General features: G+C 66.3%; 26 protein-coding genes. 16 read left to right on the top strand and 10 right to left on the bottom strand.

From position 1 onward, the window contains the following. Positions 1 to 42: 42 nt before the first annotated feature. The 5 genes from HNR60_RS18910 to HNR60_RS18890 all read left to right on the top strand — a co-directional run bounded on the left by HNR60_RS18910 (position 43) and on the right by HNR60_RS18890 (position 4,070). Positions 43 to 744 carry a response regulator transcription factor gene (locus HNR60_RS18910; protein ID WP_184260686.1) on the top strand — a complete coding sequence of 234 codons (702 nt, stop codon included), beginning with the start codon at positions 43 to 45 and terminating at the stop codon, positions 742 to 744. Between the two features lie 123 nt (positions 745 to 867). Further along, on the top strand, positions 868 to 2,685 hold the full coding sequence (locus HNR60_RS18905) for a stimulus-sensing domain-containing protein (RefSeq protein ID WP_184260682.1): 1,818 nt from the start codon (positions 868 to 870) through the stop codon (positions 2,683 to 2,685). Next, complete coding sequence (locus tag HNR60_RS18900) at positions 2,682 to 3,206, top strand: HPr kinase/phosphorylase (RefSeq protein ID WP_184260679.1); 525 nt, start codon at positions 2,682 to 2,684, stop codon at positions 3,204 to 3,206. Before HNR60_RS18905 ends, HNR60_RS18900 begins: the two co-directional genes overlap by 4 nt. A 127-nt stretch (positions 3,207 to 3,333) precedes the next feature. After that, entirely contained in the window at positions 3,334 to 3,735 is a 402-nt protein-coding gene (locus HNR60_RS18895; RefSeq protein WP_011471077.1) for a PTS sugar transporter subunit IIA, read from the top strand. Continuing rightward, positions 3,732 to 4,070: an HPr family phosphocarrier protein gene (locus HNR60_RS18890; protein ID WP_184260677.1), complete on the top strand. Its 339-nt coding sequence runs from the start codon at positions 3,732 to 3,734 to the stop codon at positions 4,068 to 4,070. The genes HNR60_RS18895 and HNR60_RS18890 overlap by 4 nt, the downstream gene beginning before the upstream one ends. Positions 4,071 to 4,299: 229 nt before the next feature. On the opposite strand, the gene HNR60_RS18885 is transcribed toward HNR60_RS18890, so the two are convergent. Beyond that, a complete protein-coding gene (locus HNR60_RS18885; RefSeq protein ID WP_184260723.1) occupies positions 4,300 to 5,844 on the bottom strand; it encodes a glycosyltransferase family 39 protein in 1,545 nt (514 codons plus the stop codon). A 155-nt stretch (positions 5,845 to 5,999) separates the two neighbouring features. Here HNR60_RS18885 and lepA point away from each other — a divergent pair, with 155 nt between their 5' ends. The 4 genes from lepA to HNR60_RS18865 all read left to right on the top strand — a co-directional run bounded on the left by lepA (position 6,000) and on the right by HNR60_RS18865 (position 9,553). Continuing rightward, positions 6,000 to 7,805 (top strand): translation elongation factor 4, encoded by a 1,806-nt coding sequence (gene lepA / locus HNR60_RS18880; protein WP_184260674.1) that lies wholly within the window; start codon positions 6,000 to 6,002, stop codon positions 7,803 to 7,805. A 36-nt stretch (positions 7,806 to 7,841) separates the two neighbouring features. Beyond that, positions 7,842 to 8,105 (top strand): DUF4258 domain-containing protein, encoded by a 264-nt coding sequence (locus tag HNR60_RS24505; protein WP_184260672.1) that lies wholly within the window; start codon positions 7,842 to 7,844, stop codon positions 8,103 to 8,105. After that, the gene (locus HNR60_RS18870; protein ID WP_184260669.1) at positions 8,102 to 8,296 is read left to right on the top strand and encodes a DUF2283 domain-containing protein; all 195 of its coding nucleotides are present in this window, start codon (positions 8,102 to 8,104) and stop codon (positions 8,294 to 8,296) included. Before HNR60_RS24505 ends, HNR60_RS18870 begins: the two co-directional genes overlap by 4 nt. A 393-nt stretch (positions 8,297 to 8,689) precedes the next feature. Beyond that, positions 8,690 to 9,553 (top strand): alpha/beta fold hydrolase, encoded by an 864-nt coding sequence (locus tag HNR60_RS18865; protein ID WP_184260667.1) that lies wholly within the window; start codon positions 8,690 to 8,692, stop codon positions 9,551 to 9,553. A 7-nt stretch (positions 9,554 to 9,560) separates the two neighbouring features. Here the strand turns inward: HNR60_RS18865 and HNR60_RS18860 are convergent, their stop codons facing one another. Continuing rightward, positions 9,561 to 10,802, bottom strand: a complete 1,242-nt coding sequence (locus HNR60_RS18860) for an alpha/beta hydrolase family protein (protein ID WP_184260664.1) — start codon at positions 10,800 to 10,802, stop codon at positions 9,561 to 9,563. A 223-nt stretch (positions 10,803 to 11,025) separates the two neighbouring features. On the opposite strand from HNR60_RS18860, the gene HNR60_RS18855 reads away from it, so the two are divergent. Together HNR60_RS18855 and HNR60_RS18850 are read left to right on the top strand one after the other, a co-directional pair. Continuing rightward, a complete protein-coding gene (locus HNR60_RS18855; protein ID WP_184260661.1) occupies positions 11,026 to 11,262 on the top strand; it encodes an antitoxin MazE family protein in 237 nt (78 codons plus the stop codon). After that, positions 11,244 to 11,588 carry a type II toxin-antitoxin system PemK/MazF family toxin gene (locus HNR60_RS18850; protein ID WP_184260658.1) on the top strand — a complete coding sequence of 115 codons (345 nt, stop codon included), beginning with the start codon at positions 11,244 to 11,246 and terminating at the stop codon, positions 11,586 to 11,588. Before HNR60_RS18855 ends, HNR60_RS18850 begins: the two co-directional genes overlap by 19 nt. 29 nt (positions 11,589 to 11,617) lie before the next feature. Here HNR60_RS18850 and HNR60_RS18845 read toward each other — a convergent pair whose 3' ends face one another. Further along, a complete protein-coding gene (locus HNR60_RS18845) occupies positions 11,618 to 13,840 on the bottom strand; it encodes a putative bifunctional diguanylate cyclase/phosphodiesterase (protein WP_184260654.1) in 2,223 nt (740 codons plus the stop codon). A gap of 377 nt (positions 13,841 to 14,217) precedes the next feature. Here HNR60_RS18845 and mepA point away from each other — a divergent pair, with 377 nt between their 5' ends. Beyond that, the gene (gene mepA / locus HNR60_RS18840) at positions 14,218 to 15,156 is read left to right on the top strand and encodes a penicillin-insensitive murein endopeptidase (protein ID WP_184260650.1); all 939 of its coding nucleotides are present in this window, start codon (positions 14,218 to 14,220) and stop codon (positions 15,154 to 15,156) included. Between the two features lie 268 nt (positions 15,157 to 15,424). On the opposite strand, the gene HNR60_RS18835 is transcribed toward mepA, so the two are convergent. Beyond that, positions 15,425 to 17,221 carry a potassium/proton antiporter gene (locus HNR60_RS18835; RefSeq protein WP_184260647.1) on the bottom strand — a complete coding sequence of 599 codons (1,797 nt, stop codon included), beginning with the start codon at positions 17,219 to 17,221 and terminating at the stop codon, positions 15,425 to 15,427. A gap of 227 nt (positions 17,222 to 17,448) precedes the next feature. On the opposite strand from HNR60_RS18835, the gene HNR60_RS18830 reads away from it, so the two are divergent. Both HNR60_RS18830 and map read left to right on the top strand, forming a co-directional pair. Next, entirely contained in the window at positions 17,449 to 18,765 is a 1,317-nt protein-coding gene (locus HNR60_RS18830; RefSeq protein WP_184260720.1) for a mechanosensitive ion channel family protein, read from the top strand. A gap of 115 nt (positions 18,766 to 18,880) precedes the next feature. Next, positions 18,881 to 19,702: a type I methionyl aminopeptidase gene (gene map, locus HNR60_RS18825; RefSeq protein ID WP_184260645.1), complete on the top strand. Its 822-nt coding sequence runs from the start codon at positions 18,881 to 18,883 to the stop codon at positions 19,700 to 19,702. A gap of 325 nt (positions 19,703 to 20,027) precedes the next feature. Here the strand turns inward: map and ku are convergent, their stop codons facing one another. Next, the gene (ku, locus tag HNR60_RS18820) at positions 20,028 to 21,071 is read right to left on the bottom strand and encodes a non-homologous end joining protein Ku (protein WP_184260642.1); all 1,044 of its coding nucleotides are present in this window, start codon (positions 21,069 to 21,071) and stop codon (positions 20,028 to 20,030) included. Between the two features lie 137 nt (positions 21,072 to 21,208). Between ku and HNR60_RS18815 the strand changes: the two genes are divergently transcribed. Both HNR60_RS18815 and radC read left to right on the top strand, forming a co-directional pair. Then, entirely contained in the window at positions 21,209 to 21,439 is a 231-nt protein-coding gene (locus HNR60_RS18815) for a hypothetical protein (protein ID WP_184260627.1), read from the top strand. A 308-nt stretch (positions 21,440 to 21,747) separates the two neighbouring features. Continuing rightward, entirely contained in the window at positions 21,748 to 22,476 is a 729-nt protein-coding gene (gene radC / locus HNR60_RS18810) for a RadC family protein (RefSeq protein WP_184260623.1), read from the top strand. 101 nt (positions 22,477 to 22,577) lie between these two features. Here the strand turns inward: radC and HNR60_RS18805 are convergent, their stop codons facing one another. The 5 genes from HNR60_RS18805 to HNR60_RS18785 are packed head-to-tail and all read right to left on the bottom strand — an operon-like array spanning position 22,578 to position 26,944. Next, positions 22,578 to 23,294 carry an AprI/Inh family metalloprotease inhibitor gene (locus HNR60_RS18805; RefSeq protein ID WP_184260620.1) on the bottom strand — a complete coding sequence of 239 codons (717 nt, stop codon included), beginning with the start codon at positions 23,292 to 23,294 and terminating at the stop codon, positions 22,578 to 22,580. A 2-nt stretch (positions 23,295 to 23,296) separates the two neighbouring features. Next, positions 23,297 to 24,277 (bottom strand): 2-hydroxyacid dehydrogenase, encoded by a 981-nt coding sequence (locus HNR60_RS18800; protein WP_184260617.1) that lies wholly within the window; start codon positions 24,275 to 24,277, stop codon positions 23,297 to 23,299. Beyond that, positions 24,277 to 25,101, bottom strand: coding sequence for an ABC transporter permease (locus HNR60_RS18795; protein ID WP_184260614.1), 825 nt, complete (start codon positions 25,099 to 25,101; stop codon positions 24,277 to 24,279). The genes HNR60_RS18800 and HNR60_RS18795 overlap by 1 nt, the downstream gene beginning before the upstream one ends. Beyond that, complete coding sequence (locus HNR60_RS18790; RefSeq protein WP_184260611.1) at positions 25,098 to 25,916, bottom strand: ABC transporter ATP-binding protein; 819 nt, start codon at positions 25,914 to 25,916, stop codon at positions 25,098 to 25,100. The genes HNR60_RS18795 and HNR60_RS18790 overlap by 4 nt, the downstream gene beginning before the upstream one ends. A gap of 8 nt (positions 25,917 to 25,924) precedes the next feature. Further along, on the bottom strand, positions 25,925 to 26,944 hold the full coding sequence (locus tag HNR60_RS18785) for an ABC transporter substrate-binding protein (protein ID WP_184260609.1): 1,020 nt from the start codon (positions 26,942 to 26,944) through the stop codon (positions 25,925 to 25,927). Positions 26,945 to 26,979 lie beyond the last annotated feature (35 nt).

Genomic DNA, 26,979 nt, shown 5'->3' with positions numbered 1-26,979 from the left:
GGGACCTCGCCCGTAGCCCACTCCGTTTCGGAAAGCAGGCTCATGCCCACAATCGCCCTGGTCGACGACGACCGCAACATTCTGACCTCGGTCTCGATCGCGCTGGAAGCCGAAGGCTACCGCATCATGACCTATACCGATGGTGCCTCCGCGCTGGATGGATTCCGCACCTCGCCGCCCGACCTCGCCATCCTCGACATCAAGATGCCGCGGATGGACGGCATGGAGACGCTGCGGCGGCTGCGGCAGAAGTCGGATCTTCCGGTGATCTTCCTCACCTCGAAGGACGAAGAGATCGACGAATTGTTCGGCCTCAAAATGGGCGCCGACGATTTCATCCGCAAGCCGTTCTCGCAGCGGCTGCTGGTCGAGCGGGTCAAGGCGGTGCTGCGTCGCGCCGCGCCGAAGGACCCCGCCGCGGCGCCGAAGGAGACCGACGCCAAGGCGCTCGACCGCGGGCTGCTGCGGATGGATCCGGAGCGCCACACCTGCACCTGGAAGAACGAGCCGGTGACGCTCACCGTCACCGAATTCCTGATCCTGCAGGCGCTGGCCACCCGCCCCGGCGTGGTGAAAAGCCGCAACGCCTTGATGGACGCCGCCTATGACGACCAGGTCTACGTCGACGATCGCACCATCGACAGCCACATCAAGCGGCTGCGCAAGAAGTTCAAAGTGGTCGACGACGATTTCGAGATGATCGAGACGCTGTACGGCGTCGGCTATCGGTTCAAGGAAACCTGAGCGCCACGGCTGCGAGCAACGGCGGGCGCGCTTCGTGACTGACGGCGCGCCGCGGCTGGAGTAGGATGCCGGCCTTGCTGGACCTCGCAGGACTTATCCGAAACAACCCGGCGGTTTTGGCCATTGCTCGATCGCTCGCAGCCTGATCCCAACGACCCGACCGATGACGCCGCGCAGGCGAGGTCGGCTGAAGAGGCCGCCGCCGACCGCGGGCTGGTGTGGCCGCGGCCGATGGCCTGGCTGCGCCGCGCCGGGCAGTTCTTCCTCACGCTCAGCTTCTCCAGCCTCACCCGCCGCATCGTCTCGCTCAATCTCGCGGGCCTGGTGCTTTTGGTTGCGAGCATCCTCTATCTGTCGCAGTTCCGCGCCGGCCTGATCGACGCCCGCGCGCAGAGCCTGTTGGTGCAGGCCGAGATCATCGCCGGCGCGATCGCGGCCTCCGCCACCGTCGAGACCAACACCATCACCATCGATCCCGACCGGCTGCTCGACCTCAAGCCCGGCGAGACCTTCGGGCCGCCGGACGAATTGTCCGGGCTGGATTTTCCGATCAATCCGGAGCGCGTCGCGCCGGTGCTGCGGCGGCTGATCTCGCCGACCAAAACGCGGGCGCGGATCTACGACCGCGATGGCGTGCTGATCCTCGACAGCCGCAGCCTGTACGGCCGCGGCGACGTGCTGCGCTTCGAATTGCCGCCGCCCACCACCGAGAAGCCCGGCGTCGCCGAGCGCACCATGATCGCGATCCGCACCTGGCTCAATCGCGGCGACCTGCCGCTGTATCGCGAGCTCGGCCCGGAGAACGGCAACGGCTATCAGGAAGTGGTGCAGTCGCTCGACGGCCAGAAGAGCAGCATGGTGCGGATCAACGACCGCGGCGAGGTGATCGTCTCGGTGGCGGTGCCGGTGCAGCGGTTTCGCGCGGTGCACGGCGCCTTGATGCTGTCCACCCAAGGCGACGACATCGACCAGATGGTCACCGCCGAGCGGCTCGCGATTCTGAAAGTCGGCGGCGTCGCCTCCTTGGTGATGATGGTGCTGTCGCTGCTGCTGGCCTCCACCATCGCCGGCCCGGTGCGACGGCTCGCCGACAGCGCCGAACGGGTGCGCCGCCGGATTCGCACCCGGGTCGAGATCCCGGATTTCACCGGGCGGCGCGACGAGATCGGGCATCTGTCCGGCGCGCTGCGCGACATGACCGACGCGCTGTACAACCGCATCGAGGCGATCGAGCGCTTCGCCGCCGACGTCTCGCACGAACTGAAGAACCCGTTGACCTCGCTGCGCTCGGCGGTGGAGACGCTGCCGCTGGCCAAGAACGAGAAGAGCCGCGCGCGGCTGCTCGAGGTGATCGAGCACGACGTCAAGCGGCTGGACCGGCTGATTTCCGACATCTCCGACGCCAGCCGGCTCGACGCCGAGCTGCAGCGTCAGGATGTCGCGCCGGTCGATCTGCGGCGGCTGCTCGCCACCCTCACCTCGGTCGCCAACGAGACCAAGCTCGGCACCAATGTCGGCGTCGAGGTGCGCTTCGAAGGCGGCAGCGCCGACGCCTTCTCGGTGCCGGGGCACGATTCCCGGCTCGGCCAGGTGATTTCCAACCTGCTGGTCAACGCGCAGTCGTTCTCCGAGCCGGGCGGCAAGGTGCGGATCGTCTGCCGCCGCCGCAAGACCGAGATCGAGATCGTGGTCGACGACGACGGCCCGGGGATCCGCGACGACGCGCTGGAGCGGATCTTCGAGCGTTTTTACACCGACCGGCCGCATCAGGGCTTCGGACAGAATTCAGGATTGGGCCTGTCGATCTCCAAGCAGATCGTCGAGGCCCATGGCGGCAAGATCTGGGCGGAGAACCGCCCCGGCCCCGCTGGCCCGGTCGACGCCGATGGCGAGCCGAGCTTTGCCGGCGCGCGTTTCGTGGTGAGGTTGCCGGCGATATGACCGAAGAAGCTCGCAGCGTTCATGCCTCCGCGGTGAAGGTCGGCGACCGCGCGGTGCTGATCCGCGGCCCGTCCGGCGCCGGCAAATCGCGGCTCGCCTTCGACCTGATCCTGGCCGGACGCACCGGACTGATCCCCGCCGCCACCTTGATCGGCGACGACCGCGTGCATCTGCAGCGCGTCGGTGGCGATCTGGTGGTGCGCGCCGCACCGGCGATCGCCGGGCTGATCGAAATCCGCGGGCTCGGCGTGCGACGCTGCGACAATGTCGCCGACGCCGTGGTCGGCCTGGTGGTCGATCTCGCCGCGCCGGACGGCGCGCGGCTGCCGCAGCCCGAGGCGTTGCGGACCATCATCGACGGCGTCGAATTGCCGCGGATCCCGGTTGGCGAAGGCTACGCTCCGCTACTTCTGGTGGTGGCGACGTTCACCACATCCGAAGGTTCAGGGGGCACAACGGTAGACGGAGATTGTTGTGGGCACTTTGATAACCATATAATCCCCACTATCGTCACCAAATGACCGATGCCGCTCCCGCTTCAAAGCTAATTTGAGGGAGAAATGGCGCAGACCCCCTTGCAAGGGGGCTCTGGATGGTCAAAGTGACCCGTTCGCGCGGTGCGCCAAAGGCACCCGCGAGGAGTTTCCGATGATTGGTCTGGTACTTGTGACCCATGGGCGCCTTGCCGACGAGTTCAAGGCGGCGCTGGAACACGTGATGGGGCCACAAAAGCAAATTGAAGCCGTCACGATCGGCGCCGAAGACGACGCCGATCTGTGTCGAAGCGACATTATCGAGGCGGTGAATCGCGTCGATAGTGGCGACGGCGTTGCGATTCTGACCGATATGTTCGGCGGCACCCCGTCCAACCTGGCGATTTCCTGCATGAGCCGCCCCAAGGTCGAGGTGCTGGCCGGGATCAATCTGCCGATGCTGGTCAAGCTCGCCAAGGTCCGCGAAGAGCGACCGTTGCCGGACGCCATCGCGCTGGCCCAGGAAGCCGGCCGCAAATACGTCACCATCGCCAGCCGCGTCCTCGCCGGCAAATGACCGCAGACGCCGACAACGCTCCATCGACCGGCGCGGCGAATCCGGCCCCGGGCGCCTCCAACGAGCCGGTGTCGATCGAAATTCCGATCGTCAACAAGCGCGGCCTGCACGCGCGAGCCTCGGCGAAATTCGTCCAGATGGTCGAGCGCTTCAACGCCGAGGTCTGGGTCACCCGCAACGGCGAGACCGTCGGCGGCACCTCGATCATGGGGCTGATGATGCTGTCGGCCGGGATCGGCACCAGCGTCACGGTGTCGGCGGTCGGCCCGCAGGCCAAAGAGGCGGTCAACGCGCTGGCCGGCCTGCTCGCCAGCAAGTTCGGCGAAGAAGACTAGGCTCGGCGCTTCCGCCCAATTTAATCATCGCCTTCTGCCTGGGCGCAATGCGCGCCCCACATCAAAAACCGTCATCCCGGGGCACGAGCAGCGAAGCTGCGAGTGAACCCGGGACCCAGTACTCACCGCCCTGGAATACTGGATTCCGGGTTCGCTCGGCCTTCGGCCTCTCGCCCCGGAATGACAACTCTGTTTTGGCTGGATCCCATCCACCGAGGTTCGATCCCGCCTAATTCCCCCCGACCGGCAGCGCCGGCGGCGGGACCGGCGGCCACACCATCATGAACACGTCGCGCACGGTGCCGCCGGCAAAGCCGAACAGCGGCCGCGACAGCCGCACCTCGCTGCGCGAAATCTCGCTCTGCCCCGCGACGATCTGCTCGGCGACCGCGAGGCAGCCGGCGTCCTCCGCCGGGCACACCAGCACGGCGCCGTGGGCCTGCGCCGCGGCCTTCAACGTCGCGACATCGGCGTTTTCGAACGACCGGGCGCGGGTCTGCAGATAGTACGCGGTGTTGGCCGGCAGCACGGTGGTGCCCGCCACCAGCGGGATCGGCAGCGCGGTGCGTTGCCGCCACTGCTGCTCGATCTTCTCGGCCAGCAGCGAGGCGTATTCGAACGAGCCCGGCGGGCTGTTGAGATGGATCGAGAGCGCCACCACCGGCGCCAGCGCCAGCATCGCCAGCGTACCGATCACGGTGCCGGCGACCAGCCGCTCCAGCGCCAGCCGCCCGACCGCGATCAAGGGCGAGCCCAGCACCACGATCGGCAGCAGCGTCCAGGCCGGCATGGTCCACAGCGGCACGATGCGCAGCCCCATCAGCAATGCAAAAGGCGCCGGCACCACGATCAGCAACAGCTGGATCACCAGGAGCAGCCGGCGGCTGGGATCTTTTGGCGCGATGACATCAAGCAAAGCTGGCGTCGAAGGCCGCAGCAGCAGGATCGCGGCGATCAGCGGCACTGCGACATAGCCGACGCAGCCGGCGAGATAGCCGGCGGTCGCCGCGAGGTTATCCGAGAAGCTCGGCGCGCTATGCGCCGCCGCATAAGCAAACGTCGGGAAGTGATGCTGCACCAGCCAGGCCAGATGCGGGGCGATCACCACGAGCCCGACGCCGGCCATGATCCACGGCGCTTTGGAGCGGAAGAACGACACCCGGCGGGAATCGATCAGCGCGGCCAGCCCAAGCCCCGCCACCAGCACGACCGACCAGTATTTGCCGAGCATCGACAAGCCGGCGGCCAGTCCCGCCAGCGCCGCCCACAGCGCGTTGCGCCGCTCATTGGCGCGCAGGAAACAATGGATGGTCATAGCCCACAGCGGCAGCAGCACGGCGTTGGCGTTGTATTTCAGCGCGATGAAATTGAAGAACGGGATCAGCATCAACAGCGCCAGCCCGAACACGGTCTTTTCCGCGGGCAGATAGCGCCGCATGGTGCGGAACGCGATGTACAGCGTCAGAGCAATATTGACCGTCGCCAGCAGGTGAAAGCTGAGGTCGGTGGCCGGAAACACCGACAGCCACGCCTTCGCCACCGCGGCGCTGAACGGCGGATGCTTGTCGAAACCAAACGCCAGGTCGCGCGACCAGCCATACAGCTCGGTGACGTCGGCATGCAGGTCGCGCGGCATCGTGGCCAGCGCCCGGTAGCCGGTCCAGATCGCCGCATAGGCGGCGAGCGTCCAGATCACCGCGCGGTTTTGCCGGCGCGAATCAAGCAGCGCGTCGATCCAGCGCCCGAACGGCGCGACCAGGAAGCGGGAGAACATCGGGCTCATTGTCACACTGAACTTTCGGCGGGAGAGCCGGCGGAGATGATATCGTTGAGGTTCGGCCGTCAAGCGCCGCCGTTTCCGGGCCTCCCCGGGGCCGCGGCGGCTCCGATTGTCTTGCCGCTTCAGGGCCCGAATGCTATCCCGCGCCCATGACAACTGTCCCGATTTCGAACATCCGCAACTTCTCCATCGTCGCCCATATCGACCATGGCAAGTCGACGCTGGCCGACCGGCTGATCCAGACCACCGGCGGGCTGCAGGCGCGCGAGATGAAGGAGCAGGTGCTCGATTCGATGGATATCGAGCGCGAGCGCGGCATCACCATCAAGGCGCAGACCGTCCGGCTGAACTATCACGCGAAGGACGGCCGCGACTACATCTTCAACCTGATGGACACCCCCGGCCACGTCGACTTCGCCTATGAGGTGTCCCGCTCGCTGGCGGCCTGCGAGGGCTCGCTCTTGGTGGTCGACGCCAGCCAAGGCGTCGAGGCGCAGACGCTCGCCAACGTCTATCACGCGCTTGACGCCGGCCACGAGATCGTCCCGGTGCTGAACAAGGTCGACCTGCCGGCCGCGGAACCCGAACAGGTGCGCCAGCAGATCGAGGACGTGATCGGCATCGACGCCTCCGACGCGGTGATGATTTCGGCGAAAACCGGGCTCGGCATCGACCTGGTGCTGGAAGCCATCGTGCACCGGCTGCCGCCGCCGCAAGGCGACCATGACGCGCCGCTGAAGGCGCTCTTGGTCGACAGCTGGTACGACGTCTATCTCGGCGTGGTGGTGCTGGTCCGCGTCGTCGACGGCGTGATGAAGAAGGGCCAGCGGATCCGGATGATGGGCACCAATGCCGCCTATGATCTGGAGCGGGTCGGCTTCTTCACCCCGAAGATGACGCAAGTCGACGAACTCGGCCCCGGCGAGATCGGCTTCATCACCGCCGGCATCAAGGAAGTCGCCGACACCCGCGTCGGCGACACCATCACCGACGACAGAAAGCCGATCACCGACATGCTGCCGGGCTTCAAGCCCGCCGTGCCGGTGGTGTTCTGCGGCCTGTTCCCGGTCGACGCCGACGACTTCGAAACCCTGCGCGCCGCGATGGGCAAGCTGCGGCTCAACGACGCCAGCTTCTCCTTCGAAATGGAAACCTCCGCCGCGCTCGGCTTCGGCTTCCGCTGCGGCTTCTTAGGCTTGCTGCATCTGGAGATCATCCAGGAGCGCTTGAGCCGCGAGTTCGACCTCAACCTGATCGCGACCGCGCCAAGCGTGATCTACAAGATGCACCTCACCGACGGCACCGAGCTCGAGATCCACAACCCGATCGACATGCCGGACGTGGTGAAGATCGCCGAGATCCAGGAGCCGTGGATCGAAGCCACCATCCTCACGCCCGACGAATATCTCGGCTCGGTTTTGAAGCTGTGCCAGGACCGCCGTGGTAACCAGAAGGAACTCACCTACGTCGGCTCCCGCGCCATGGTGAAATACGACCTGCCGCTCAACGAAGTGGTGTTCGATTTTTACGACCGCTTGAAGAGCGTGTCGAAGGGCTACGCCTCGTTCGACTATCACCTCACCGACTACAAGCCGGCCGATCTCGTCAAGATGCAGATCCTGGTCAATGCCGAGCCGGTCGACGCGCTGTCGATGCTGGTGCACCGGACCCGCGCCGAAGGCCGCGGCCGCGCCATGGTCGAGAAGATGAAGGAACTGATCCCGCCGCACATGTTCGTGATTCCGATCCAGGCGGCGATCGGCGGCAAGATCATCGCCCGCGAAACCGTCCGCGCGCTGCGCAAGGACGTCACCGCCAAATGCTACGGCGGCGACATCACGAGAAAGCGCAAACTTCTGGAGAAGCAGAAGGAAGGCAAGAAGAAGATGCGGCAGTTCGGCAAGGTCGACATCCCGCAGGAGGCGTTCATTGCGGCGCTGAAGGTGGATAGTTGAGGACGAACTGACGCCGGACGCTTTGCGGAGGTCACATTGGTCGCGCGCAAACCTTTGACCTTCACCAAGCACGCCCGCGACGCTGTCCTTGAGCGAACGCTCGATCTAGACTGGATTGAGAAGACCGTTTGGGAGCCGACATGGTCCCACCCCGATCCGAGCAGGCCGGGTGTCGAACGCCGATTTCGCGCGATTCCCGAGTTCGGTGGCCGTATTCTCCGCGTGGCATGCTTGGAAAATGCCGATGAAGTGCGTATCTTGACGGTATTCTTCGATCGAGATGCACGAGCCCCGACATGAGTCCGATCGTCAAATATCAGGCCGAGGACAACGCCGCCTATATCCGGTTGTCCAGCGGCCCCGTGCTTGAAAGTGCCGAGGTCGCGCCGAACGTCATCTTCGACTACGACGCCGAGGGCCGCATCGTCGGAATCGAACTGCTGGACGCCAGGGCGCAATTGTCGGCCGAATTGTTGTCGAGTGCCGCTTGAGCAAGCAAGAAATCGCCGGGATGAGCATAGCGACATCCGGGATTCTCATATCGCAGTACCGTCCCGAATATCGCTTTGCTCATTCGGGCTACGAATTTCATTGACCAAGCGCCGCACCGTTTCGCCGTCATCCTGAGAGCCTGTGAATCTATTAGATTTTGCGTTTTTCGAGTTGAGTCAAATCAAGCACTTAGCTGCCGCAAAGACGCTGAAATTCGATTAGATTCACAAACTCTGAGGAACCGCGCGTCTTCGCGCGGTGTCTCGAAGGATGGCGGCAACAAGCCTGCGGCCCATCCGTCCGGAATAGCAAGTAGCAGTAGCCGATAGGCGGATCGACAACTGCATGCTGGTGATCGATCATCAGTCAAAGCCAATCAGTTGAGATCCGAGATGAAAAAAGCCGCTGCCGTCTGGATTGCGACGCTGTTTCTGACTGCGTCAGCGTTCTCTGCCGCCACAGCCGAGCCGATCGCACCCGCCGGTAAGCCGATCGGGCAGGATGCGCGGGGCAACGCGATCTATCAGGTCGACGCCAATGGCATCTCGATCGGCTACAAGCTGATCGGCTCGGGCGCGCCGATGGTGCTGATCATGGGGCTCGGCGGCACCGCGGAGAATTGGCAGCCGCAGATCATCGACGCGCTGGCGCAACGCTATCAGCTGATCCTGCCGGACAATCGCGGCATGGGCCACTCCAGCGCCAATGCCACCGCGTTCAGCTATCCGCTGTTCGCCGCCGACGTGATCGGCCTGCTCGATGCGCTCGGCGTCAAGCAGAGCCATGTGCTGGGCTATTCGATGGGCTCGACGATCACCCAACAATTGCTGCTGCAATATCCGGAGCGCTTCAACAAGGCGCTGATCCACGCCACCTCGACCGACGGCAGCAACGTCGCCAAGGCGCTGCACGGCCGGGTGCCGGCCGATCCGATCGTGGCGCGGCAGGTCGAGGCCACCACGCATTGGAAGACCCCGCTGCAGCAGTTGCCCGCGATCCGCAACCAGGTGATGCTGGTGGTCGGCACCGCCGACGATGTGGTCGGCGACGACAGTTCGAAGACGCTGGCCGCGGCGATTCCCGGCGCCTGGCTGGTGCAATTCAAGGGCGGCACCCATCATCTGATGTACGAGGCACCGGCCGGCTTCGCCGCGGTCGCCCGCACCTTCTTCGACACCGAGGAGAGCGTCACCGTGAAAGCCGCACGGCCCGATGCATCGGTGGCGCCGCCAGCCGCCGCCGCCGCGCGACCCTAGGAGCGCCTTACTTCGTTGCGGCCTTCGGCAGCGCCTTGCAATTGCTGGCGGCGGTGACGCCGCGGAAACGCGCGTTGATGAAGGCGAGCGCGTCGGCGCCGCCCTTGCTCATCGAGCCGTCATGGTCGGCGCCCGGCACGGCGAGGTAGTCGAGCTGATTGCCGCGCGCGCACAATTGCCGCGCCGCGTCGTCGGTGGCCTGCGGCATCACCGTGACGTCGTCCCGGCCCTGCACGATCATGGTCGGCGCCTTGATGCGCAACAGGCCCGGCTCGTTCCGCCGCGCCATGGTCCGGAACGCACGCAGCTCCGGTTTGGCGACGAATTGATCCTTGGCGATCGCGGTCGACCAGTAGCCGGTGGTCAGTGCCGCGGTCATGCAGCCCTGCATCAGATCCGGCAGATGCGACAGCGCGGTCGGCGTCAGGATCCGCGTAAGGTCGATGTTCGGATTGCTGCGGGCGTAGGATTGCAGCGTGTAGAGCACATAGGGCAGCGACAGCTCGTTGTTGCCCGAGGTCATCACCAGCTTCAGCCGGTCCATGATCTGCGAGCCCGGCGCAAACGCCACGTTGCCGCGCAGCTTGAATTCGGGAACGTAGGACGGCCCCAGCGCCGCCGCGAACAGATCGACCTGACCGCCCTGCGAATGGCCGACCACCGCGTAGTCGCGGCCGAGCTTCGGCTCGATGGCGCGCCCGGCGCGCAGCAGGTCGAGCGCGTTGCGGCCGGTCGGCACGCCCTGCAGGAACGGCTGGTCGCCGGGCACGCCGAGGCCTTCATAGTCGGTGGCGACGACGGCGTAGCCGTTCTTCACGAAGCCGTCGAGCAGCGTGCGGATCACCGCAATGTAGCCGTGTTCCGGTCCGCTGTCGGTGTCGCGCGAGGGCGCGCAGATCGGCGCCAGCCCGGTGGTGCCGTGGGTCCAGACGATCACCGGCCAGCCGCCGCGCGGCGGCTCGCCCGGCGGAATCGACAGCGTGCCCGACACCGCCACGCTGCCGCCGGCGGCGCCGGTCGACAGGTACAGAACCAGGCTGTTGGTGGCGGCGCTCGGCAGCGCCATGGTGCCCTCGAGCGGGCGGACCCAGATCACCGCGCCGCGTTGCCCCGGCGGCAGAGGTTTTGGCGGCATGTAAAACGCATCGCCCGCCGGCCCGATCGGGATCGGCGCCGCGCCGACCGGAGCGACGACCAACGCCGCGGCAACGCCGACCAGCGCGACGACGAACTTGCGTAGCAAGGCCATGGAGGTTCACCTCGTTGGGAGTTCGACGAACATGGCCGGAAATTGATTGACGCCGGGTGAAGTTGCCGCGCCGATGTCCGTGCCCAAGTGACGCTCCGGCTGCAACAGCGAAGTGACGGGGCCGCGTTGGTTGGTCGATGCGCGATCAGTTCGGGGCTTGCCGGGGACGCGCCCCAGGCAGCGCCGCACTTTGACGTCATATCGCAATATGTTAGTTTCCCCCATGCCCACGACCCCGAAGAAGCCCCCGGCCAAAACCCCGCGCGAGCGCATCGCGACGCGGCGGCGGCGGCTGCGCGCGCAGGGGCTGCGGCCGGTGCAGCATTGGGTGCCGGATCTGCGCGACCCCAAGGTGCTGGCGGATCTGCGACGGCAGGCCAAGCTGATGGCGCAGCATCCCGAAAACGACGCGATCGATGACTGGATCGAGCAGGTCTATGATTGGGACGCCTGGAAGTGAGACGCGGCGACGTGGTGCTGATGGTCGGACCCAGCGACCTCGGTCGGCCGCGCCCCGGAATCGTCGTTCAGGCTGACGCGTTCAACGACGACCTGTCGACCATCTTCATTTGCCCTTTAACGTCGGACCTTCAAGACCAGCTGCCACTCCGACCGATTATCGAGGTGACACCCGACAACGGACTGCGGCTCACCTCGCAGATCATGACCGACAAGATGGTGGCGTTACGCCGCGACCGGATTCGGGGCGTCATTGGCCACGTCGACGCCGACACCGCCGAGCACCTCGACCGCGCGCTGCTGGTGGTGCTCGGCCTGGCGCGCTGAGCGCGTCACCAGCCGCAACCACGCCCGCCTCACGCCACCTGAACCGCGCTGCCGCCGGTCTTGCCGGCGCCGCTCTGCACGCTGAGCAGGTCGATGATTTCCGGGTTCGGCCGCGCCGCGCTGAACAGGAAGCCCTGCGCCTCGTGACAGCCCTCGGCGCGCAGCCAGCTCAGCTCGGTTTCGGTCTCGACGCCCTCGGCGGTGATGGTGACGCCGAGCCCCATGCCGAGGCTGATGATCGAACGCACGATCGCCTGCAATTCGCGGTTCGAGCACAATCCGCGGACGAACGACTGATCGATCTTGATCTTGTCGAACGGAAAGCTGCGCAGATAGCTCAGGCTCGAATAGCCGGTGCCGAAATCGTCCATCGAGATCCGCACGCCGAGCGCGCGCAGCGCGTGCAAGGTGGCGATCACCTGGCTGCTCTTTTCCAACAGCAGCGTCTCGGTAATTTCCAGTTCAAGCCGCTTCGGCGGCAGCCCGGTCTGCTTCAGAACATCCATCACCACCGACAACAGATTGCCGGCGCGGAATTGCAGCGGCGACAGATTGACCGCGACGCGGACGTCGTCCGGCCAGGCCGCGGCGTCCTGGCAAGCGCGTTTCAGCACCTGGGCGCCGAGCGCGTTGATCAGCCCGGTGTCTTCCGCCACCGGGATGAAATCCGCCGGCGACACCATGCCGCGCTCCGGATGCGGCCAGCGCACCAAGGCCTCGCAGCCGGTGATCCGCCCGTTGGAGAGCCCGATCAGCGGCTGATAATGCGGCCGCAGCACCTCGTTCTGGATCGCGCCGCGCAGCTCGATCTCGATCTTGCGGCGGGTCTGGGCGCGGGCGTCCATCCCGGGCTCGAAGAAGCTGAAGGTGCCGCGGGTCTCGCTCTTGGCGCGCGCCAGCGCCATGTCGGCGCTCATCAAGAGCTTCTCCGACCCGTCGCCGTCGCCGGGCGCCATCGCGATGCCGATCGAGGCGCCGATCACCACCGAATTGCCGTCGAGCAGGAACGGCTCGCCGACCGCATTCAGCAGCCGCTTCGCCAGCAGCACGACGTCCTCGGGGCGGGTGACGCCGCTTTGCAGGATGGCGAATTCGTCGGAATTCAGCCGGCCGATCACGTCCTCTTCGCGCAATGTCGAGCGCAGCCGCCGCGCGATGCCGCGCAGCAGCTTGTCGCCGACCGCATGGCCGAGGCTGTCGTTGACGCCCTTGAAATTGTCGATGCCGAGGAAGTGCACCGCGACCTTTTCGGTGCCGCGGCGGGTGTGCACCAGCATCTCGTCGAGCCGCTTGCGCAGCGAGTTGCGGTTCGGCAGCCCGGTCAGGCCGTCGTGCTGCGCCATGAAGGCCAGCCGCATTTCGGCGCGCTTGCGCTCGGTGATGTCCATCAGCGCCAGCAGCACCGCGGGCTCGCCGCCATACACAAGCTGCCGGGAATACACCGCCAGATCGATCAGCGAGCCGTCGGCCTTGACGTGCTTCCAGGTCCGCGCGGCGCGCTCGTCGGTGTCCTGGTCGCCGGCCCACGGCCGCTCGGCTTCGAAGGCCTGCAGATTGCGGATGGTCAGGGTGCTGAACTCGGCGGCGGAATAGCCGTAATGTTCGATCGCGGCGTCGTTGACGCCGAGAATGCGCTCGTCCTCGAGCGCGCAGACGATCATCGGCACCGGATTGCTGTCGAACAGCAGCCGGAACGAGGCCTCGCGCTGCTTCAGCTCGGTGATGTCGATGCGCAGGCCGATGATGCCGCCGTCGGCGGTCATCCGCTCTTCGATCTGGATGCAGCGGCCGTCGGAGATCAGCTGCTCGTGGCTCTCGCCGGGCTGGAACAGCTTGGCCATCCGCTCGGCCATCCACTCCTCTTCACGACCGAGCGCCTCCGGGTAGTCGCCGCGCGCCACGCCGATGCGCAGCGTGTCGGCCATCCGGGCGCCGGGCCGAAACAGATCGGCGGTGCGGTTGTAGATCTCAGCGTATTTCTTGTTCCAGAGGATGTAGCGGCCTTCGGCGTCGAGAAACACGATGCCTTGCGGCAGGATGTCGATCGCCTCGCGCAGCCGCGCGTGGGATTTTCGGGCCTCTGCGATCGCGGCGTCCGCGGCGGCGCGCTTGCGCACCACTTCGCCGATTTCGACGGCGACCCGCCGATCCTTCGCCGCCGGTTTCGGCACCGGCTTGACCGCGTCGCGCGACCGCGCGCTACGGCGCGCGGCTTGCTGCAGCTGTTTTTTCTTTGGCCGGATTGTCGGCATTGTCGCCCCACTCGCACGCTAACGCCTTGTTCTCGCCTAAGTGTCTGAAAAAACTGTATCACTGGCAACTGTCGGGAGCCCGCCACCGCGCGGCCGGCGCCCCGGCCGGGCGCCGCTGCCTGTTCCCTCGGCGATCCAACTACAACCAAGGAGAGATTTGCTGCTGGCGGACCCCGCCAAATCCGCAATTGTGAGTTGAGTTTGGTCGGTTGCCCGACATGCCGGCGCTGATCGCAGCAGCGACCGCACGAATTTGCGGCAATCGCCGACAAGGTTGCTGATGCGTTAACGGCCCGACGGTTATCCCCGGTGTACGCGCGATCACGGGCCGCGACTGGGCGGCGCGCGGCGCGCCGAGTTGCGCTATAGTCCGGGCAATGATCATCCGGCTGATTCCCCTGCTCGTGACGCTGGCGGTCGCTGCTTTCGCGGCGACTGCCGCGCACACCCAGGACAAGGGCAGCGTCGATCCGAAGCCGCTGCCGCCGCTCGGCAATCCCAACGATCCGTCGCTCGCCGCCAAGGAATTGTTCGGCCGCAAGGCGACGCCGGTCGCGGCGCGGCCGGCGCAGCCGATCGGCTTCTACGCCAAGGGCTGCCTCGCCGGCGGCGAAGTGCTGCCGATCAACGGCGACGCCTGGCAGGTGATGCGGCTGTCGCGCAACCGCTACTACGCGCATCCGGCGATGGTCGCGCTGTTAAAGCGCGTCGCGGCCAAGGCCCAGCAGGCCGCCGGCTGGCCCGGGCTTCTGATCGGCGACATGTCGCAGCCGCGCGGCGGGCCGATGATCACCGGCCACGCCAGCCATCAGGTCGGGCTCGATGCCGACATCTGGCTGACACCGATGCCGAACCGCATGCTGTCGCGCAACGAGCGCGAGGAGATGTCGGCGGTGATGATGGTGCGGCCGGACCGGCTCGACATCGATCCGCGGGTCTGGAAGCCGAGCCATCTGCCGGTGATCCGCGCCGCCGCGCAGGAGCCGCAGGTCGAGCGGATCTTCGTCAATGCGGCGATCAAGAAGGCGCTGTGCCGCGAGGCCAAGGGCGACCGCTCCTGGCTGTCCAAGGTGCGGCCGATGTACGGCCACGACTATCACTTCCACGTCCGCATCAAATGCCCGGCGGGCAGCACCGAGTGCGAATCGCAGCCGCCGGTCACCGAGGGCGAGGCGTGTCGTGCAGGCGATCTGGCCTATTGGTTCAGCGACGCGGTGCTGCATCCGAAGCCGCCGGTGACGCCGCCGAAGCCGAAGCCGCCGCTGACCTTGGCCGACCTGCCGCCGGCGTGCCGCGACGTCGTCGCGGCGCCGTAAGGCATCCACGCAGCGGTCGTAACGCATTCCACGCAGCGGTCGCCCTCGATCATCATCGCCCTCTCCGCGTCATGGCCGGGCTTGTCCCGGCCATCCACGGAAACATCGACGGCATTGCTTGTGGGCGTGGATGGCCGCGACGAGCGCGGCCATGACGTGGCGAGCGAAGTGCCCGACATCGGGCCCTCGCTTCGCTCAGGCTCTCAGGATGACGCCCTGCTCGCGGCGCATTGCGGCTTTCGTCCGGCGCACGCCTCCATCGGCTCAGTCAAATCCCCGCCACCGAAGCCCAGATCGCCTTGAGCTTGCGCTTCAGCGTCTGACGGCGGGTCGGCGGCGGCCGCGGCGCCTCTTCGTCTTCCGGGAGTCTCAGCCCGATCACATTGACCCGACCGCCGCCGAGGCTGCGCGCCACCAGCACGATGGAGTCCAGCGGCAGCGTGGCGCCGAGCTTCGGCGCGCGGTCGAGATGGACGTCGAAATAGTCCGCCAGCGTCAGCTCCGCCTCGTCGGGCGCGACGTTGACGCCGTAGATTCCGGCGAGGTCGCCAAGCGTAACCTCGCCGGCCACCATGAAATCGCCGAGCAGATGCGGGTCCGGCGCGCTCGAGGGCGCCATGTCGACGAAGAAACGATCCAGCGCCTCGGCCTTTTCCGGCGGCGCCAGCAGATAGACGTAGTCGCCTGCCGTGACCGGGTCGGCCTCGGCCGGCGACAGAATCCGCTGGTCGCGGATCACCAGCGTCGGCTTCGACCAGGACGGGATCAGCCCGCGCTTCAGATACAGGCTTTTCGGCCGCACCGCGTAGCCGACCAGCTGCTGCTCGAGCTGGCCCGGCAGATCGAGCTCGACCCGGCGCGGCCCGCGGTCGGCGCGTGGCAACGCGACGTGAAGTTTCCGCGCCGCAAAGCCCAGCGTCCAGCCCTGCAGCAGCAGCGAAATCAGCACCACCACGAAGGCGATGTCGAAATACAGATAGGCGTTGTTCAACCCGACCAGCATCGGGATCGAGGCCAGGAAGATCGCCACCGCGCCGCGCAGCCCGACCCAGGCGACGAACAGCTTCTCCCGCCAATTGAACCGGAACGGCGCCAGGCACAGGAACACCGCCACCGGCCGCGCCACCAGCATCAGCGCCAGCGCGATCAGGATCGCCGGCCCGATGCTGACCAACAGCCGCTGCGGCGACACCAGTAGGCCGAGCAGCACGAACATCACGATCTGCGCCAGCCAGGTGGCGGCATCGAGAAACGTCACCACCGAATTATGCGCCCGGGTCGGCCGGTTGCCGATGATGATGCCGGCGAGATAGACCGCGAGAAAGCCGGAGGCGTGCGAGCTTTGCGCCGCGCCGAAGATCACCAGCGCCGCGGTGGCGACGAACGGCGCGTGCAGCCCCTGCGGCAAGGCGACGCGGTTCAGCGCCAGCACCACCAGCCGGCCGCCGACGAAACCGACCACCGCGCCGAGCAGCGCGTCGCGCAGAAACAGCGCGATGACATGCCAGGCCGAGCTCTCGCCGACGGTGATCAGCTCCACCAGCATCAAGGTGAGGAACACCGCGAACGGATCGTTGGTGCCGGATTCCACCTCCAGCGTGGCGCCGACCCGCGGCCGCAGCCGCAGCCCCTGGGCGTGCACCAGCAAGAACACCGCGGCGGCGTCGGTGGAGGCCACCACCGCGCCGATCAAGAGCGCCTCGGCCCAGTTCAGCTCGAGCACGTAATGCGCCACCGGCGCGGTGATCAGCGCGGTCAACAGCACGCCGACGGTCGCCAGCATCACCGACGGCGCCAGCACGGTCTGGATGCTTTGCAGCCTTGTTTTCAGCCCGCCGTCGAACAGGATCAGCGCCAGCGCCACCGATCCGACCAGATAGGTGGTCTGCAGATCGTCGAACCGCAGCCCGCCCGGCCCGGATTCCCCCGCCGCCATGCCGATGAACAGGAACACCAGCAGCAGCGGCGCGCCGAACCGCAGCGCCAGCAGGCTGGACAGGATCCCGACCATCACCAGAAAGGCGCCGAGCAGAATGGCTATGCTGACTGCATCAAGAGACGCCATGGTCCTCCAAAGTCGCCGCGCGAGCGGCGCTGATCCTTATCGTCGCCATAGTTCACCGCCAACCCGCTGTTGCGGTCCGCGACCGCCCGTCTCCACCCGATTTGGCCGATCTGGTCGTGATCCGGTGTCGGATCGATGGCCACGACGCGACGCTGGCAATCTGGCCTAAGTTGCCGTCATTGGATATGGCACGGCGGGAACCCGCATTCGACCAGAGATTGGTGATGATGGAATTCGACCTCAACGAAATCTACGAGATGCTGCTGTCCGCGACCCGCTCGATCGGCGCAGAGATTACGTCGCCCTGGTTCTATTTCCAACTCGGCCTGATTCTGGCCGGCGCCGGCCTCGCCTTTGCGATCGGCGCGGCGGTGCGCGCCCGGGTCGATTTGAGCACGATCTCGATGGGATGGCCGGCGCCGCTGCGGCTGCTCGGCCGGGTGATGGTCGGCAGCGCCTCGACCGCGGCGTTCGCGGTGGTGATGATGGCGGCGCGCGGCGGCATGCTGGCCTGGACCTGGCCGAGCCGCAGTTACCTCTTGGCGGTCTGCGCCAAGCTGGCGCTGGCCTGGCTGGTGATCCGGCTGGTCACCAGCGTGATCCGCAACGAATTCATCGTCCGGCTGGTGTCGCTGTCGGCCTGGTGCGTCGCCGCGCTGAGCATTCTGGGCCAGCTCGAACAGACCATCGAGGCGCTGGATTCGGTGTCGGTGGTGGTCGGCGGGCTGCGGCTGACGCCGCTGTTGCTGATCAAGCTGACGGTGCTGCTGGCGGTGGCGCTGTGGCTGACCAACGTCGCCAGCAAGTTTTTGGAGGGCCGCATCGCGCAGTCGCGCGACCTCACCCCGTCGATCCAGGTGCTGTTGATCAAGCTGGTGCGGGTCGCGCTGATGATCTTCGCCGTCACCGTGGTGATGAGCGCGGTCGGCATTAATCTCTCGGCGCTGGCGATCTTCTCCGGCGCCGCCGGCGTCGGTATCGGTTTCGGCTTGCAGAAGATCGTCGCCAATTTCATCTCAGGGGTGATCCTGCTCGCCGACAAGTCGGTGAAGCCCGGCGACCTGGTCAGCGTCGGCGACAGCTTCGGCCGGATCAGCGCGATGAACACCCGCTATATCTCGGTGTCGGCGGGCGACGGCCGCGAATTCCTGATCCCCAACGAGGATCTGGTGACGCAGAAGGTGGTGAACTGGACCTATACCGACAAGAACACCATGGTGAAGGTCAATTTCGGCACCAATTACGACGCCGACCCGCGGCTGGTGTGCAAACTGGCCGCCACCGTGGCCGCGGCGGCGCCGCGGGCCATCAAGCAGAAGACTCCGAATTGCCTGTTGACCGAATTCACCGAGGCGGGAATGAAATTCTCCCTGACCTTCTGGATCGCCGATCCGGACGGCATGGACGGGGTGCGCAGCGACGTCATGCTGAGCCTGTGGGAGGCCTTCAAGCGCGAAGGCATCCGGGTTCCCTACCCGGTGCGGGAAATCCGCATCCGCGGCGGCGCCCTGCCGGTCGAAACCGTGGTCGAAATGGCGCCGTGACCGTTGGTCTGCGCCTGACTGGCATGACTCCAGACCGGGCCGCTTTGGCTTGCGCGAACCGCTGCGATCACTAGATTGGAGATTGAAATCACCCTTTTTGAAGCAAGACCGACCGATGAGCTATGTCGACGCCTCCGAGACCTCCGTGCGTAAGACGGGGCAGATCAAGCTGCATGGCCCGAGCGGCTTTGCCGGCATGCGCAAGGCCGGCCAATTGGTCGCGCGCTGCCTCGACGAACTGGTCGACATCGTCAAGCCCGGGGTGCCGACCTCCAGGATCGACGATTTCGTCCGCGAATTCGCCTTCAGCCACGGCGCCTATCCCGCCACGCTGATGTATCGCGGCTACCGCTTTTCCACCTGCACCTCGATCAACCATGTGGTCTGCCACGGCATGCCCGGCGACCGGCCGCTGAAAGAGGGCGACATCGTCAATATCGACGTCACCTATATCGTCGACGGCTGGTACGGCGATTCCAGCCGGATGTATCCGGTCGGTGCGATCTCGCGCAAGGCCGAGCGGCTGATCGAGGTGACCTACGAATCGCTGTTGCGCGGCATCGCCGCGGTGAAGCCCGGCGCCACCACCGGCGACATCGGCCATGCGATCCAGAGCTATGTCGAGCCCGACATGGGCGTGGTGCGGGATTTCTGCGGCCATGGCCTGGGCCGCATGTTCCACGACGAGCCCAACATCATCCACGTCGGCAGCCCCGGCCAGGGCGTGGCTTTGAAGCCCGGCATGTTCTTCACCATCGAGCCGATGATCAACCTCGGCAAACCCTATGTGAAGGTGCTGTCCGACGGCTGGACCGCGGTGACCCGCGACCGCTCGCTGTCGGCGCAGTTCGAGCATTCGATCGGCGTCACACCCACCGGCGCCGAGATCTTCACGCTGTCGCCGAAGAATCTGGACAAGCCGCCGATCAACGGGTGAGCGGCGGGTTTAGAGCGCACTTCCAACACCAAATGTCATCCCGGGGCGCGAGCCGCGAAGCTGCGAGTGAACCCGGGATCCAGTAATCACCGCCCTGGGATACTGGATTCCGGGTTCGCTCGGGCTATCGCCCTCGCGCCCCGGAATGACAGTTTGTAGTGGGGCGTTTTCTGTAGAGCCGCTCTCACGGGCGCGTAGCCGTTTCTCACCGGCGCGTAGGGTGGGCAAAGGCGCACTTGCGCCGTGCCCACCTGGCTTGCGACACCGTCGCTATCACCAGACGGTGGGCACGCTTCGCTTTGCCCACCCTACGATCGACGCCAAACTACCCCGCCTTGCGGGTCTTGGCCGCCGCGCGCGGGGCCGGCTTGCGGGCCTTGCCGGCGTCGTCCTTCGTAACCTCCTTCGCGGCCTCCTTGGCGGCGCGGCTGCCGCTGATCGGCAGCAGCATTTCCTTTTGCCCGGCCGCCGCCTTGCGCGGCTTCTTGCCCTTGGGCGGCTTGGCCCCGGGACCACCCGATGATTTCGCCGATGCCGCTGCGGGCGCCGCCGCACGGCCCTCGGACCGCCCGCCCTCCGCCGCCTTCGCCTTGCCATCGCCCGCGATACTGCGGCGCAGCGCCTCCATCAGGTCGACCACATTGTCGCCCTTCGGCCGCGCCTTGGCGGCAATAGGCGTGCCGTTGCGCTTCTGGTTGATCAGTTCGGTGAGCGCCGCCTCGTAGTGATCCTCGAACGCCTCGGGCGCAAAATGCCCGGATTTCTGCGCGACGATGTGCTTGGCGAGATCCAGCATGTCGCGGGTTATCTTGACGTCCTGGATGTCGTCGAAATACTCCGCGGCGTCGCGCACCTCGTACGGATAGCGCAGCAGCATGCCCATCAGCCCGTTGTCGCGGGCCTCCAGCGCGATGACGTGCTCGCGGTTGGTCAGCACCACGCGGGCCAGCGCCACCTTGTCGAGCGAGCGGATGGTCTCGCGGATCACCGCATAGGCGTCGTGGCCGACCTTGCCGTCCGGCACGATGAAATACGGCCGCACCAGATACAATTCGTCGATCTCCGACTTCGGCACGAACTGGTCGATATCGATGGTGCGGGTGGATTCCAGCGCGATGGAGTCGAGCTCATCCTTGGTGACTTCGATGTAGCTGTCGCTATCGACCTTGTAGCCCTTCATGATCTCGTCGGGCGTCACTTCCTCGCCGGTCTCGGCGTCGACCTTGAGGTATTTGATCCTGTTGCCGGTGGCGCGGTTGATCTGGTTGAAGCTGATTTTTTCGGAATCCGAGGTCGCCGGGTACAGCGCCACCGGGCAGGTCACGAGCGAAAGGCGCAAAAAGCCCTTCCAGTTGGCGCGCGGGGCCATGACGCAACCTCCGAAACTCAGGAACGCAACAGAACCGGGATTCAAGTGGATGCCCTCGGATTCGTTCCCGGGCTGTCTTATATTGAGCCGGTCGTGCGAGCGGCCCGAGGGGCGCTCACCAGTATGGAGTTCTCGACATGGCCGATCGCCCGCGCGATCTGGCGGACCGGATGGCACGGCGCCGCGCGCCCGCCGACGGTTTTCTGCGCCAGACCCTGACGCTGCCGCGTGACGAAGCCCGCGCGGCGGCGCGAGCGTTTTTCGCGAGCTTTCCCAAGGCCGCCTATATGAGCGGCGTGGAAAGCTGGCGCGAACTGCCCGGCGACCGCATCGAATTCACCCTGAAGCGGCTGCCCAGCGCGGATTGAGCTGTAATTGAGCCGTCATTCCGGGGCGCGAGCAGCGGAGCTGCGAGCGAACCCGGAATCTCGCAACATCGGCAGCGCGCTCCCTCGCCCCGCTTGCGGGGAGAGGGTTGGGGTGAGGGGGTTGATGAGGCCGTGATCCGTCGCGACGCCCCCTCACCCGACCCGGCTTCGCTCACGCTACGCCGGGTCGACCTCTCCCCGCACGCGGGGAGAGGTGAAGTCTGCGCCCGTGGCCAAAACACAAATCCCGGTTGCAAAACTCAGCCGGCGCGGCAAGCTTGCGCCGTTCAACTTCGCAGCGTCGCGCCATGTCCGCCGATTCCGCCGACCCCGACCACCGCACCGAGCCGGGCTTTTTCGCCGAGGCGCCGCATTATCACGGCCATCGCGAGCGGCTGCGCGAGCGCTTCCGCAGCGCCGGCGCCGCCGCCTTGTCGGACTACGAGCTGATGGAGCTGGTGCTGTTTCGCGCGCTGCCGCGGCGCGACGTCAAGCCGCTGGCGAAAGCGCTGATCGGCACCTTCGGCTCGTTCGCCGAAACCGTGCACGCCTCCGAGGCACGGCTGCGCGAGATCGGCGGGCTCGGCGAAGCCGCGATCACCGAGATCAAGCTGATCGCCGCGGCGGCGAGCCGCGTCGCCAAGGGCGAGCTCAAGCAGCGCGCGGTGCTGTCGTCATGGTCGAGCGTGATCGACTATTGCCGCACCGCGATGGCGTTCGCCGACAAGGAGCAATTCCGCATCCTGTTTCTCGACAAGCGCAATCAGCTGATCGCCGACGAATTGCAGCAGGTCGGCACCATCGACCACACCCCGGTGTATCCGCGCGAGATCGTCAAGCGCGCGCTGGAATTATCCGCCACCGCGATCATCATGGTGCACAACCACCCCTCGGGCGATCCGACGCCGTCGTCATCCGACATCACCATGACCAAACAGATCATCGACATCGCGGGGCCGCTCGGCATCGCGGTGCACGACCACATCATCGTCGGCAAGAACGGCCACGCCAGCCTGAAAGGGCTGAAACTGATTTGAGGCTTGCTGATAGACGTCGAACTATCTCGCTGTCATTCCGGGGCGCGAGCAGCGAAGCTGCGAGCGAGCCCGGAATGACAGACTTGAAGTGCCCCAGACGATTACTGCCGCAGCAAAATCAACGGATCGACGGTGTCTGGGGTGCGGCGCCACTGCGCGTTGTCGTCGGCCTCGAAACGCCAGACCTCGCCCTTCACCGACATCAGCAACAAGGCGCCGCGCTCCAGCCGCCACATCGTCGGCGCGAAGCCGGCCACCGCCGGATCGCAGCGCGGCTTCAAAAACACCTGGAAATTGTCCGGCGTGGCTTCGTTGTTGGTCAGCGTCAGGCCGCAGATCGATTGGCCGTTGCCGCGCACCATCGACCAGTCGCCGATCATCTGGTCCATCGATTTGGCCAGCGAGCGCGCCGCGATCAGATTCTGCAGGATGTAGATGCCTTCGCCGGAGCGCAGCCCTTCGAAAATGCCGCTTTCCACCTCGGTGAGGTCGATCACCGGCTGCCCCGTGGCGTCCTGCAGCCGCACGATGTCGAGCCCCTTGATGCTCCAGGCGGCGACGTCCTTGGTGAACGGCAGCGCCGCCGCGCAAGTCGGCTCCAGCTCGAGCCGGAAACCCTGCGCCGTCGCATCGCCCTTCAGCGTGACCACGCAGGTCTTGCTGCGCTCGGCGGTGGAGAGCTCCCACTGCCCGGTCATCCGCTTTTTCAGCGCGCCGGACTCCTGCGCCCGCACCGGCGGAGCGCCGATCACCAACGCCGCAACCGCCGCGACGACCGTGGCGCGGGCTTGCCACACCAGACAACGGCGCTCCGACATGGTCAGCGATCCTTCACCGGGGTTTCGGGAATCGGCGTCAGCGGCGGTTGGCCGTCGAACCAGGCTTTGAGATTGTCGACCACCAGCTGATCCATCGCGTTGCGGGTCACCACCGAGGCCGAGCCGACATGCGGCAGCAGCACCACGTTGGGCAGCGCGCGCAAGGCTTCAGGCACGTTCGGCTCGTCGGCGAACACGTCGAGCCCGGCGGCCTGGATCGTGCCTGCCTGCAACGCCGCGATCAGCGCCGGCTCGTCGATCACCGAGCCGCGCGCCACGTTGACGACGACGCCGCGCGGCCCCAGCGCCGCCAGCACCTCGGCGTCGATCAGCTTGGCGGTGGCGGCGCCGCCCGGAATGATCACGATCAGCGTATCGACCGCCTTCGCCATCTCGATCAGGTTCGGATAGTGCTGATAGCTGACAGAGGCCGCGGGATGCCGCGAATGATACACCACCGGCACCTGTGACGCCTCCAGCCTGCGGCCGATCGCCTGGCCGATCCGGCCCATGCCGACGATGCCGACGCTGCGGTCGCGCAACGAGCCCTTGCTGAGCGGAAAATTCTGCGTCGACCACGCGCCCGTCCGCACATGGCGATCGGCGGCGATGAACTCGCGCAGCGTGGCAATCAGCAGCCCGAGCGCGACATCGGCGACTTCTTCGGTCAGCACGTCCGGGGTGTTGGTGACGATGACGCCGTGCTCGCGCGCATAGGCCGCGTCGACGTGATCGTAGCCGACGCCGAACGACGCGACGATTTCCAACTTGGGAAACCGCGCCAGCACCGCGCCGGAGGCCGGCACCAGGCCGGTCACCGCGATGCCGCGAATGGTTTCGGCGATGCCGGGGGCAAGCCGCTCGAGGTCGGCCAGCTGCTGCGCCTTATGCAGCTTGAAACGCTCCGCAAAACCTTCGTTGATCAGCGGCTTGTCAGGGCCGTAGATCAACAGATCGACGGTCTGCGAGGTCTCGTTCGGCATCAAGTGTCCTTTCCCAGCGCGCTCTCGTGCCAGCGCCGCAACGCAAGATGCGAGACCAGCGCCAGCAGCCCATAAATGACAATCCCCGCCAGCGAGAGCAACAGCAATGCCGCGAACATCCGCGGAATGTTGAGCCGGTAGCTCGACTCGGCGATGCGGTAGGCGAGCCCGGAGCCGGCGCCGGCGGAGCCCGCGGCGATTTCGGCGACCACCGCGCCGATCAGCGACAGACCGCCGGCGATGCGCAGGCCGCCCAGCATATACGGCAATGCCGCCGGCAGCTTCAGCCGCAGCAGCGTCTGCGCGCGCGACGCGCCATAGAGCTGGAACAGCCCGGCGAGATTGCGGTCGACCGAGTTCAGCCCCAGCGTGGTGTTGGCGAGCACCGGGAAGAACGCGACGATGAAGGCGCAGGCGATCACCGCGGTGTCCTGCGGCAGATAGATCAACAGCAGCGGCGCGATCGCGATCACCGGCGTGACCTGCAGGATGATCGCATAGGGCAATAGCGAATATTCCAGATAGCGCGACTGGTTGAACAGGATCGCCAGCGCGATGCCGCCCGCTGCCGCGGCGAGAAAACCCTGCAGCGTGGTCCACAGCGTTGTGACCAGCGAGGCGCCGAGCACCGGCCAATCCGCGATCAACGTGCGTAGCACCACCCCCGGACCCGGCAGCAGATAAGGCGGAATGTCGTTGAGCTTCACCACAAAATGCCAAACCACGACCACGGCCACCAGCACAGCAACCGGCAACGCGATCCGCAGCAGCCGCGTTGCGGCGGCGGCGCGCGCCTCGGTCTGTGGGTCGCGCGCGACGCTCATGCCGCCTCCGTGCTGCTGGCCCGGGCCAGCGCCGCCGACACCTCGCGACATTGCGCGGCGTAGCCCACCGAGGTGCGAAACGCCTCGTCGCGCGGCTCGTCGCTGGCGACGTGGAATTCCGCCGCGATCCGTCCCGGCTTCGGCGTCATCACGATCACCCGCTGCGACAGATACACCGACTCGAACACCGAATGGGTGACGAAGATCACGGTCTTGCGCAGCTCGCGCCACAGCGTCAGCAGGTCGTTGTTGAGCCGAAACCTGGTGATCTCGTCGAGCGCTGCGAACGGCTCGTCCATCAGCAGAATGTCCGGATCGGTGACCAGCGCACGCGCCAGCGACACCCGCATCTTCATGCCGCCGGACAGTTCGCGCGGCAGCGCCTCGGCGGCGTCGCGCAGGCCGACCCGGGTCAACGCATCGTCGACCCTCGCGGCGATTTCCGCGCGAGGCGCTTTCGCGAGCCGCAGCGGCAGCGCGACGTTGCCGCGCACGCTCGCCCACGGCATCAAGGTCGGCTCCTGAAACACGAAGCCGATGGCGTGTTCGCCGCGCCGCGCCGCCGGATGCGCATTGAGCTCGACCGTGCCGCTGCTCGGCTTAGCCAGCCCCGCGATCAGCCGCAGCGCGGTGGATTTGCCGCAGCCCGACGGCCCCAGCAGCGCGACGAATTCGCCGGCGGCGACGTCGAGATCGAGCGGCCCCAGCGCCCGCACCCCTTGGCGATAGCACTTGGTGACGCCGCGCAGCCGCACCGCGACGGCGCCGCCCGGCGGCGCGGGATCGATCGCGGTCTGCGCGGCGATGTCGACCATCGGCGGCCTCAGCGCTTGGTCCGCAGGTCGATGCCGACGCCCTTGTTGGCGAATTGCAGCGTGTAGGATTTGCGGAAATCCAGATCGCGCGGCACCACGCCGGCGCGCACCATCTTGCCGAAAAAATCCGCGATCCGGGCGTCCGACATCGCGCCGATGCCGTCGGTCAAAGCATCGCCGGAATCGACGATGCCGAATTGCTTCATCGTCGCCACCGAATAGGCCAGCATCTCGTCGGTCATCTCCGGGTTGAGCGTCTTGATCATGGCGTTGCCGGGGGCGTTGTCGCCGTACAGATAGTTGTACCAGCCGATGATCGAGGCGTCGACGAAGCGCTGCACCAGGTCCGGCTTCTTGTCGACGAGGTCGCGACGGGTCTCGATCAGCGTCGAATAGCTGCTGAAGCCGTAATCGGCGAGCAGCAGCACGGTCGGCTTGAAGGCCGCCTGCTTCTCGATCACATAGGGCTCCGAGGTGACGTAGCCCTGCATCGCGCTGCTGCGGTCGAACAGGAACGGCTGCGGGTTGAAGGTGTAGGGCTTCACCTTGGCGGCGCTGAAACCATATTCGGATTTCAGCCATTGGAAGTAGCTGGCGACGCCTTCCTTGGAGACGAACAGCGTCAGCGGCTTGAGGTCTTCGAGCTTGGTCACCTTGGCTTCCGGATGCGCCAAGAACACCTGCGGATCCTTCTGGAACATCGCCGCCACCGCGACCACCGGCACCTTGTTGGCGACCGCGTCGAACGATTGCAGCGTGTTGGCGCTCATGAAGAAGTCGAGCTTGCCGGCGATCAGCAGCGCGCGGTTGTTGATGTTGGGGCCGCCCGGCACGATGGCGACGTCGAGCCCGTAGGCCTTGTAGGTGCCGTCGGCGACCGCCTGGAAGAAGCCGCCGTGCTCGGCCTCGGCGACCCAATTGGTGCCGAACGACACCTTGTCGAGCGTGTCCTCGGCGTGGCCCGTCGCCGCCAGCGCCAGCAGCACGACGCCGGCGGTGAACGCGCGTCGGCAAAGACCCCGGCTCATGATTGGACTCCGTCGGTGGTTTTGCCGCATGATGC

It is taken from the genome of Rhodopseudomonas rhenobacensis, from assembly GCF_014203125.1.
GTDB lineage: Bacteria > Pseudomonadota > Alphaproteobacteria > Rhizobiales > Xanthobacteraceae > Rhodopseudomonas_A > Rhodopseudomonas_A rhenobacensis.
The sequence above is the reverse complement of the archived record's forward strand: the minus strand, read 5'-3'. Positions and strand labels throughout refer to the sequence as shown.

Excerpts from the sequence above, each read along its gene's own strand:
- HNR60_RS18890 (WP_184260677.1), top strand. The coding sequence starts at position 3,732 with ATGACCGCAGACGCCGACAACGCTCCATCGACCGGCGCGGCGAATCCG.
- mepA (WP_184260650.1), top strand. The coding sequence starts at position 14,218 with ATGATCATCCGGCTGATTCCCCTGCTCGTGACGCTGGCGGTCGCTGCT.
- HNR60_RS18790 (WP_184260611.1), bottom strand. The coding sequence starts at position 25,916 with ATGGTCGACATCGCCGCGCAGACCGCGATCGATCCCGCGCCGCCGGGC.
- map (WP_184260645.1), top strand. The coding sequence starts at position 18,881 with ATGAGCTATGTCGACGCCTCCGAGACCTCCGTGCGTAAGACGGGGCAG.
- HNR60_RS18855 (WP_184260661.1), top strand. The coding sequence starts at position 11,026 with ATGCCCACGACCCCGAAGAAGCCCCCGGCCAAAACCCCGCGCGAGCGC.
- HNR60_RS18800 (WP_184260617.1), bottom strand. The coding sequence starts at position 24,277 with ATGCCGAACGAGACCTCGCAGACCGTCGATCTGTTGATCTACGGCCCT.
- HNR60_RS18865 (WP_184260667.1), top strand. The coding sequence starts at position 8,690 with ATGAAAAAAGCCGCTGCCGTCTGGATTGCGACGCTGTTTCTGACTGCG.
- lepA (WP_184260674.1), top strand. The coding sequence starts at position 6,000 with ATGACAACTGTCCCGATTTCGAACATCCGCAACTTCTCCATCGTCGCC.
- HNR60_RS18885 (WP_184260723.1), bottom strand. The coding sequence starts at position 5,844 with ATGTTCTCCCGCTTCCTGGTCGCGCCGTTCGGGCGCTGGATCGACGCG.
- HNR60_RS18805 (WP_184260620.1), bottom strand. The coding sequence starts at position 23,294 with ATGTCGGAGCGCCGTTGTCTGGTGTGGCAAGCCCGCGCCACGGTCGTC.
- HNR60_RS18795 (WP_184260614.1), bottom strand. The coding sequence starts at position 25,101 with ATGAGCGTCGCGCGCGACCCACAGACCGAGGCGCGCGCCGCCGCCGCA.
- HNR60_RS18815 (WP_184260627.1), top strand. The coding sequence starts at position 21,209 with ATGGCCGATCGCCCGCGCGATCTGGCGGACCGGATGGCACGGCGCCGC.
- HNR60_RS18895 (WP_011471077.1), top strand. The coding sequence starts at position 3,334 with ATGATTGGTCTGGTACTTGTGACCCATGGGCGCCTTGCCGACGAGTTC.
- ku (WP_184260642.1), bottom strand. The coding sequence starts at position 21,071 with ATGGCCCCGCGCGCCAACTGGAAGGGCTTTTTGCGCCTTTCGCTCGTG.
- HNR60_RS18835 (WP_184260647.1), bottom strand. The coding sequence starts at position 17,221 with ATGGCGTCTCTTGATGCAGTCAGCATAGCCATTCTGCTCGGCGCCTTT.
- HNR60_RS18830 (WP_184260720.1), top strand. The coding sequence starts at position 17,449 with ATGGAATTCGACCTCAACGAAATCTACGAGATGCTGCTGTCCGCGACC.
- HNR60_RS18860 (WP_184260664.1), bottom strand. The coding sequence starts at position 10,802 with ATGGCCTTGCTACGCAAGTTCGTCGTCGCGCTGGTCGGCGTTGCCGCG.
- HNR60_RS18900 (WP_184260679.1), top strand. The coding sequence starts at position 2,682 with ATGACCGAAGAAGCTCGCAGCGTTCATGCCTCCGCGGTGAAGGTCGGC.
- HNR60_RS18870 (WP_184260669.1), top strand. The coding sequence starts at position 8,102 with ATGAGTCCGATCGTCAAATATCAGGCCGAGGACAACGCCGCCTATATC.
- HNR60_RS18845 (WP_184260654.1), bottom strand. The coding sequence starts at position 13,840 with ATGCCGACAATCCGGCCAAAGAAAAAACAGCTGCAGCAAGCCGCGCGC.
- radC (WP_184260623.1), top strand. The coding sequence starts at position 21,748 with ATGTCCGCCGATTCCGCCGACCCCGACCACCGCACCGAGCCGGGCTTT.
- HNR60_RS18785 (WP_184260609.1), bottom strand. The coding sequence starts at position 26,944 with ATGAGCCGGGGTCTTTGCCGACGCGCGTTCACCGCCGGCGTCGTGCTG.
- HNR60_RS18910 (WP_184260686.1), top strand. The coding sequence starts at position 43 with ATGCCCACAATCGCCCTGGTCGACGACGACCGCAACATTCTGACCTCG.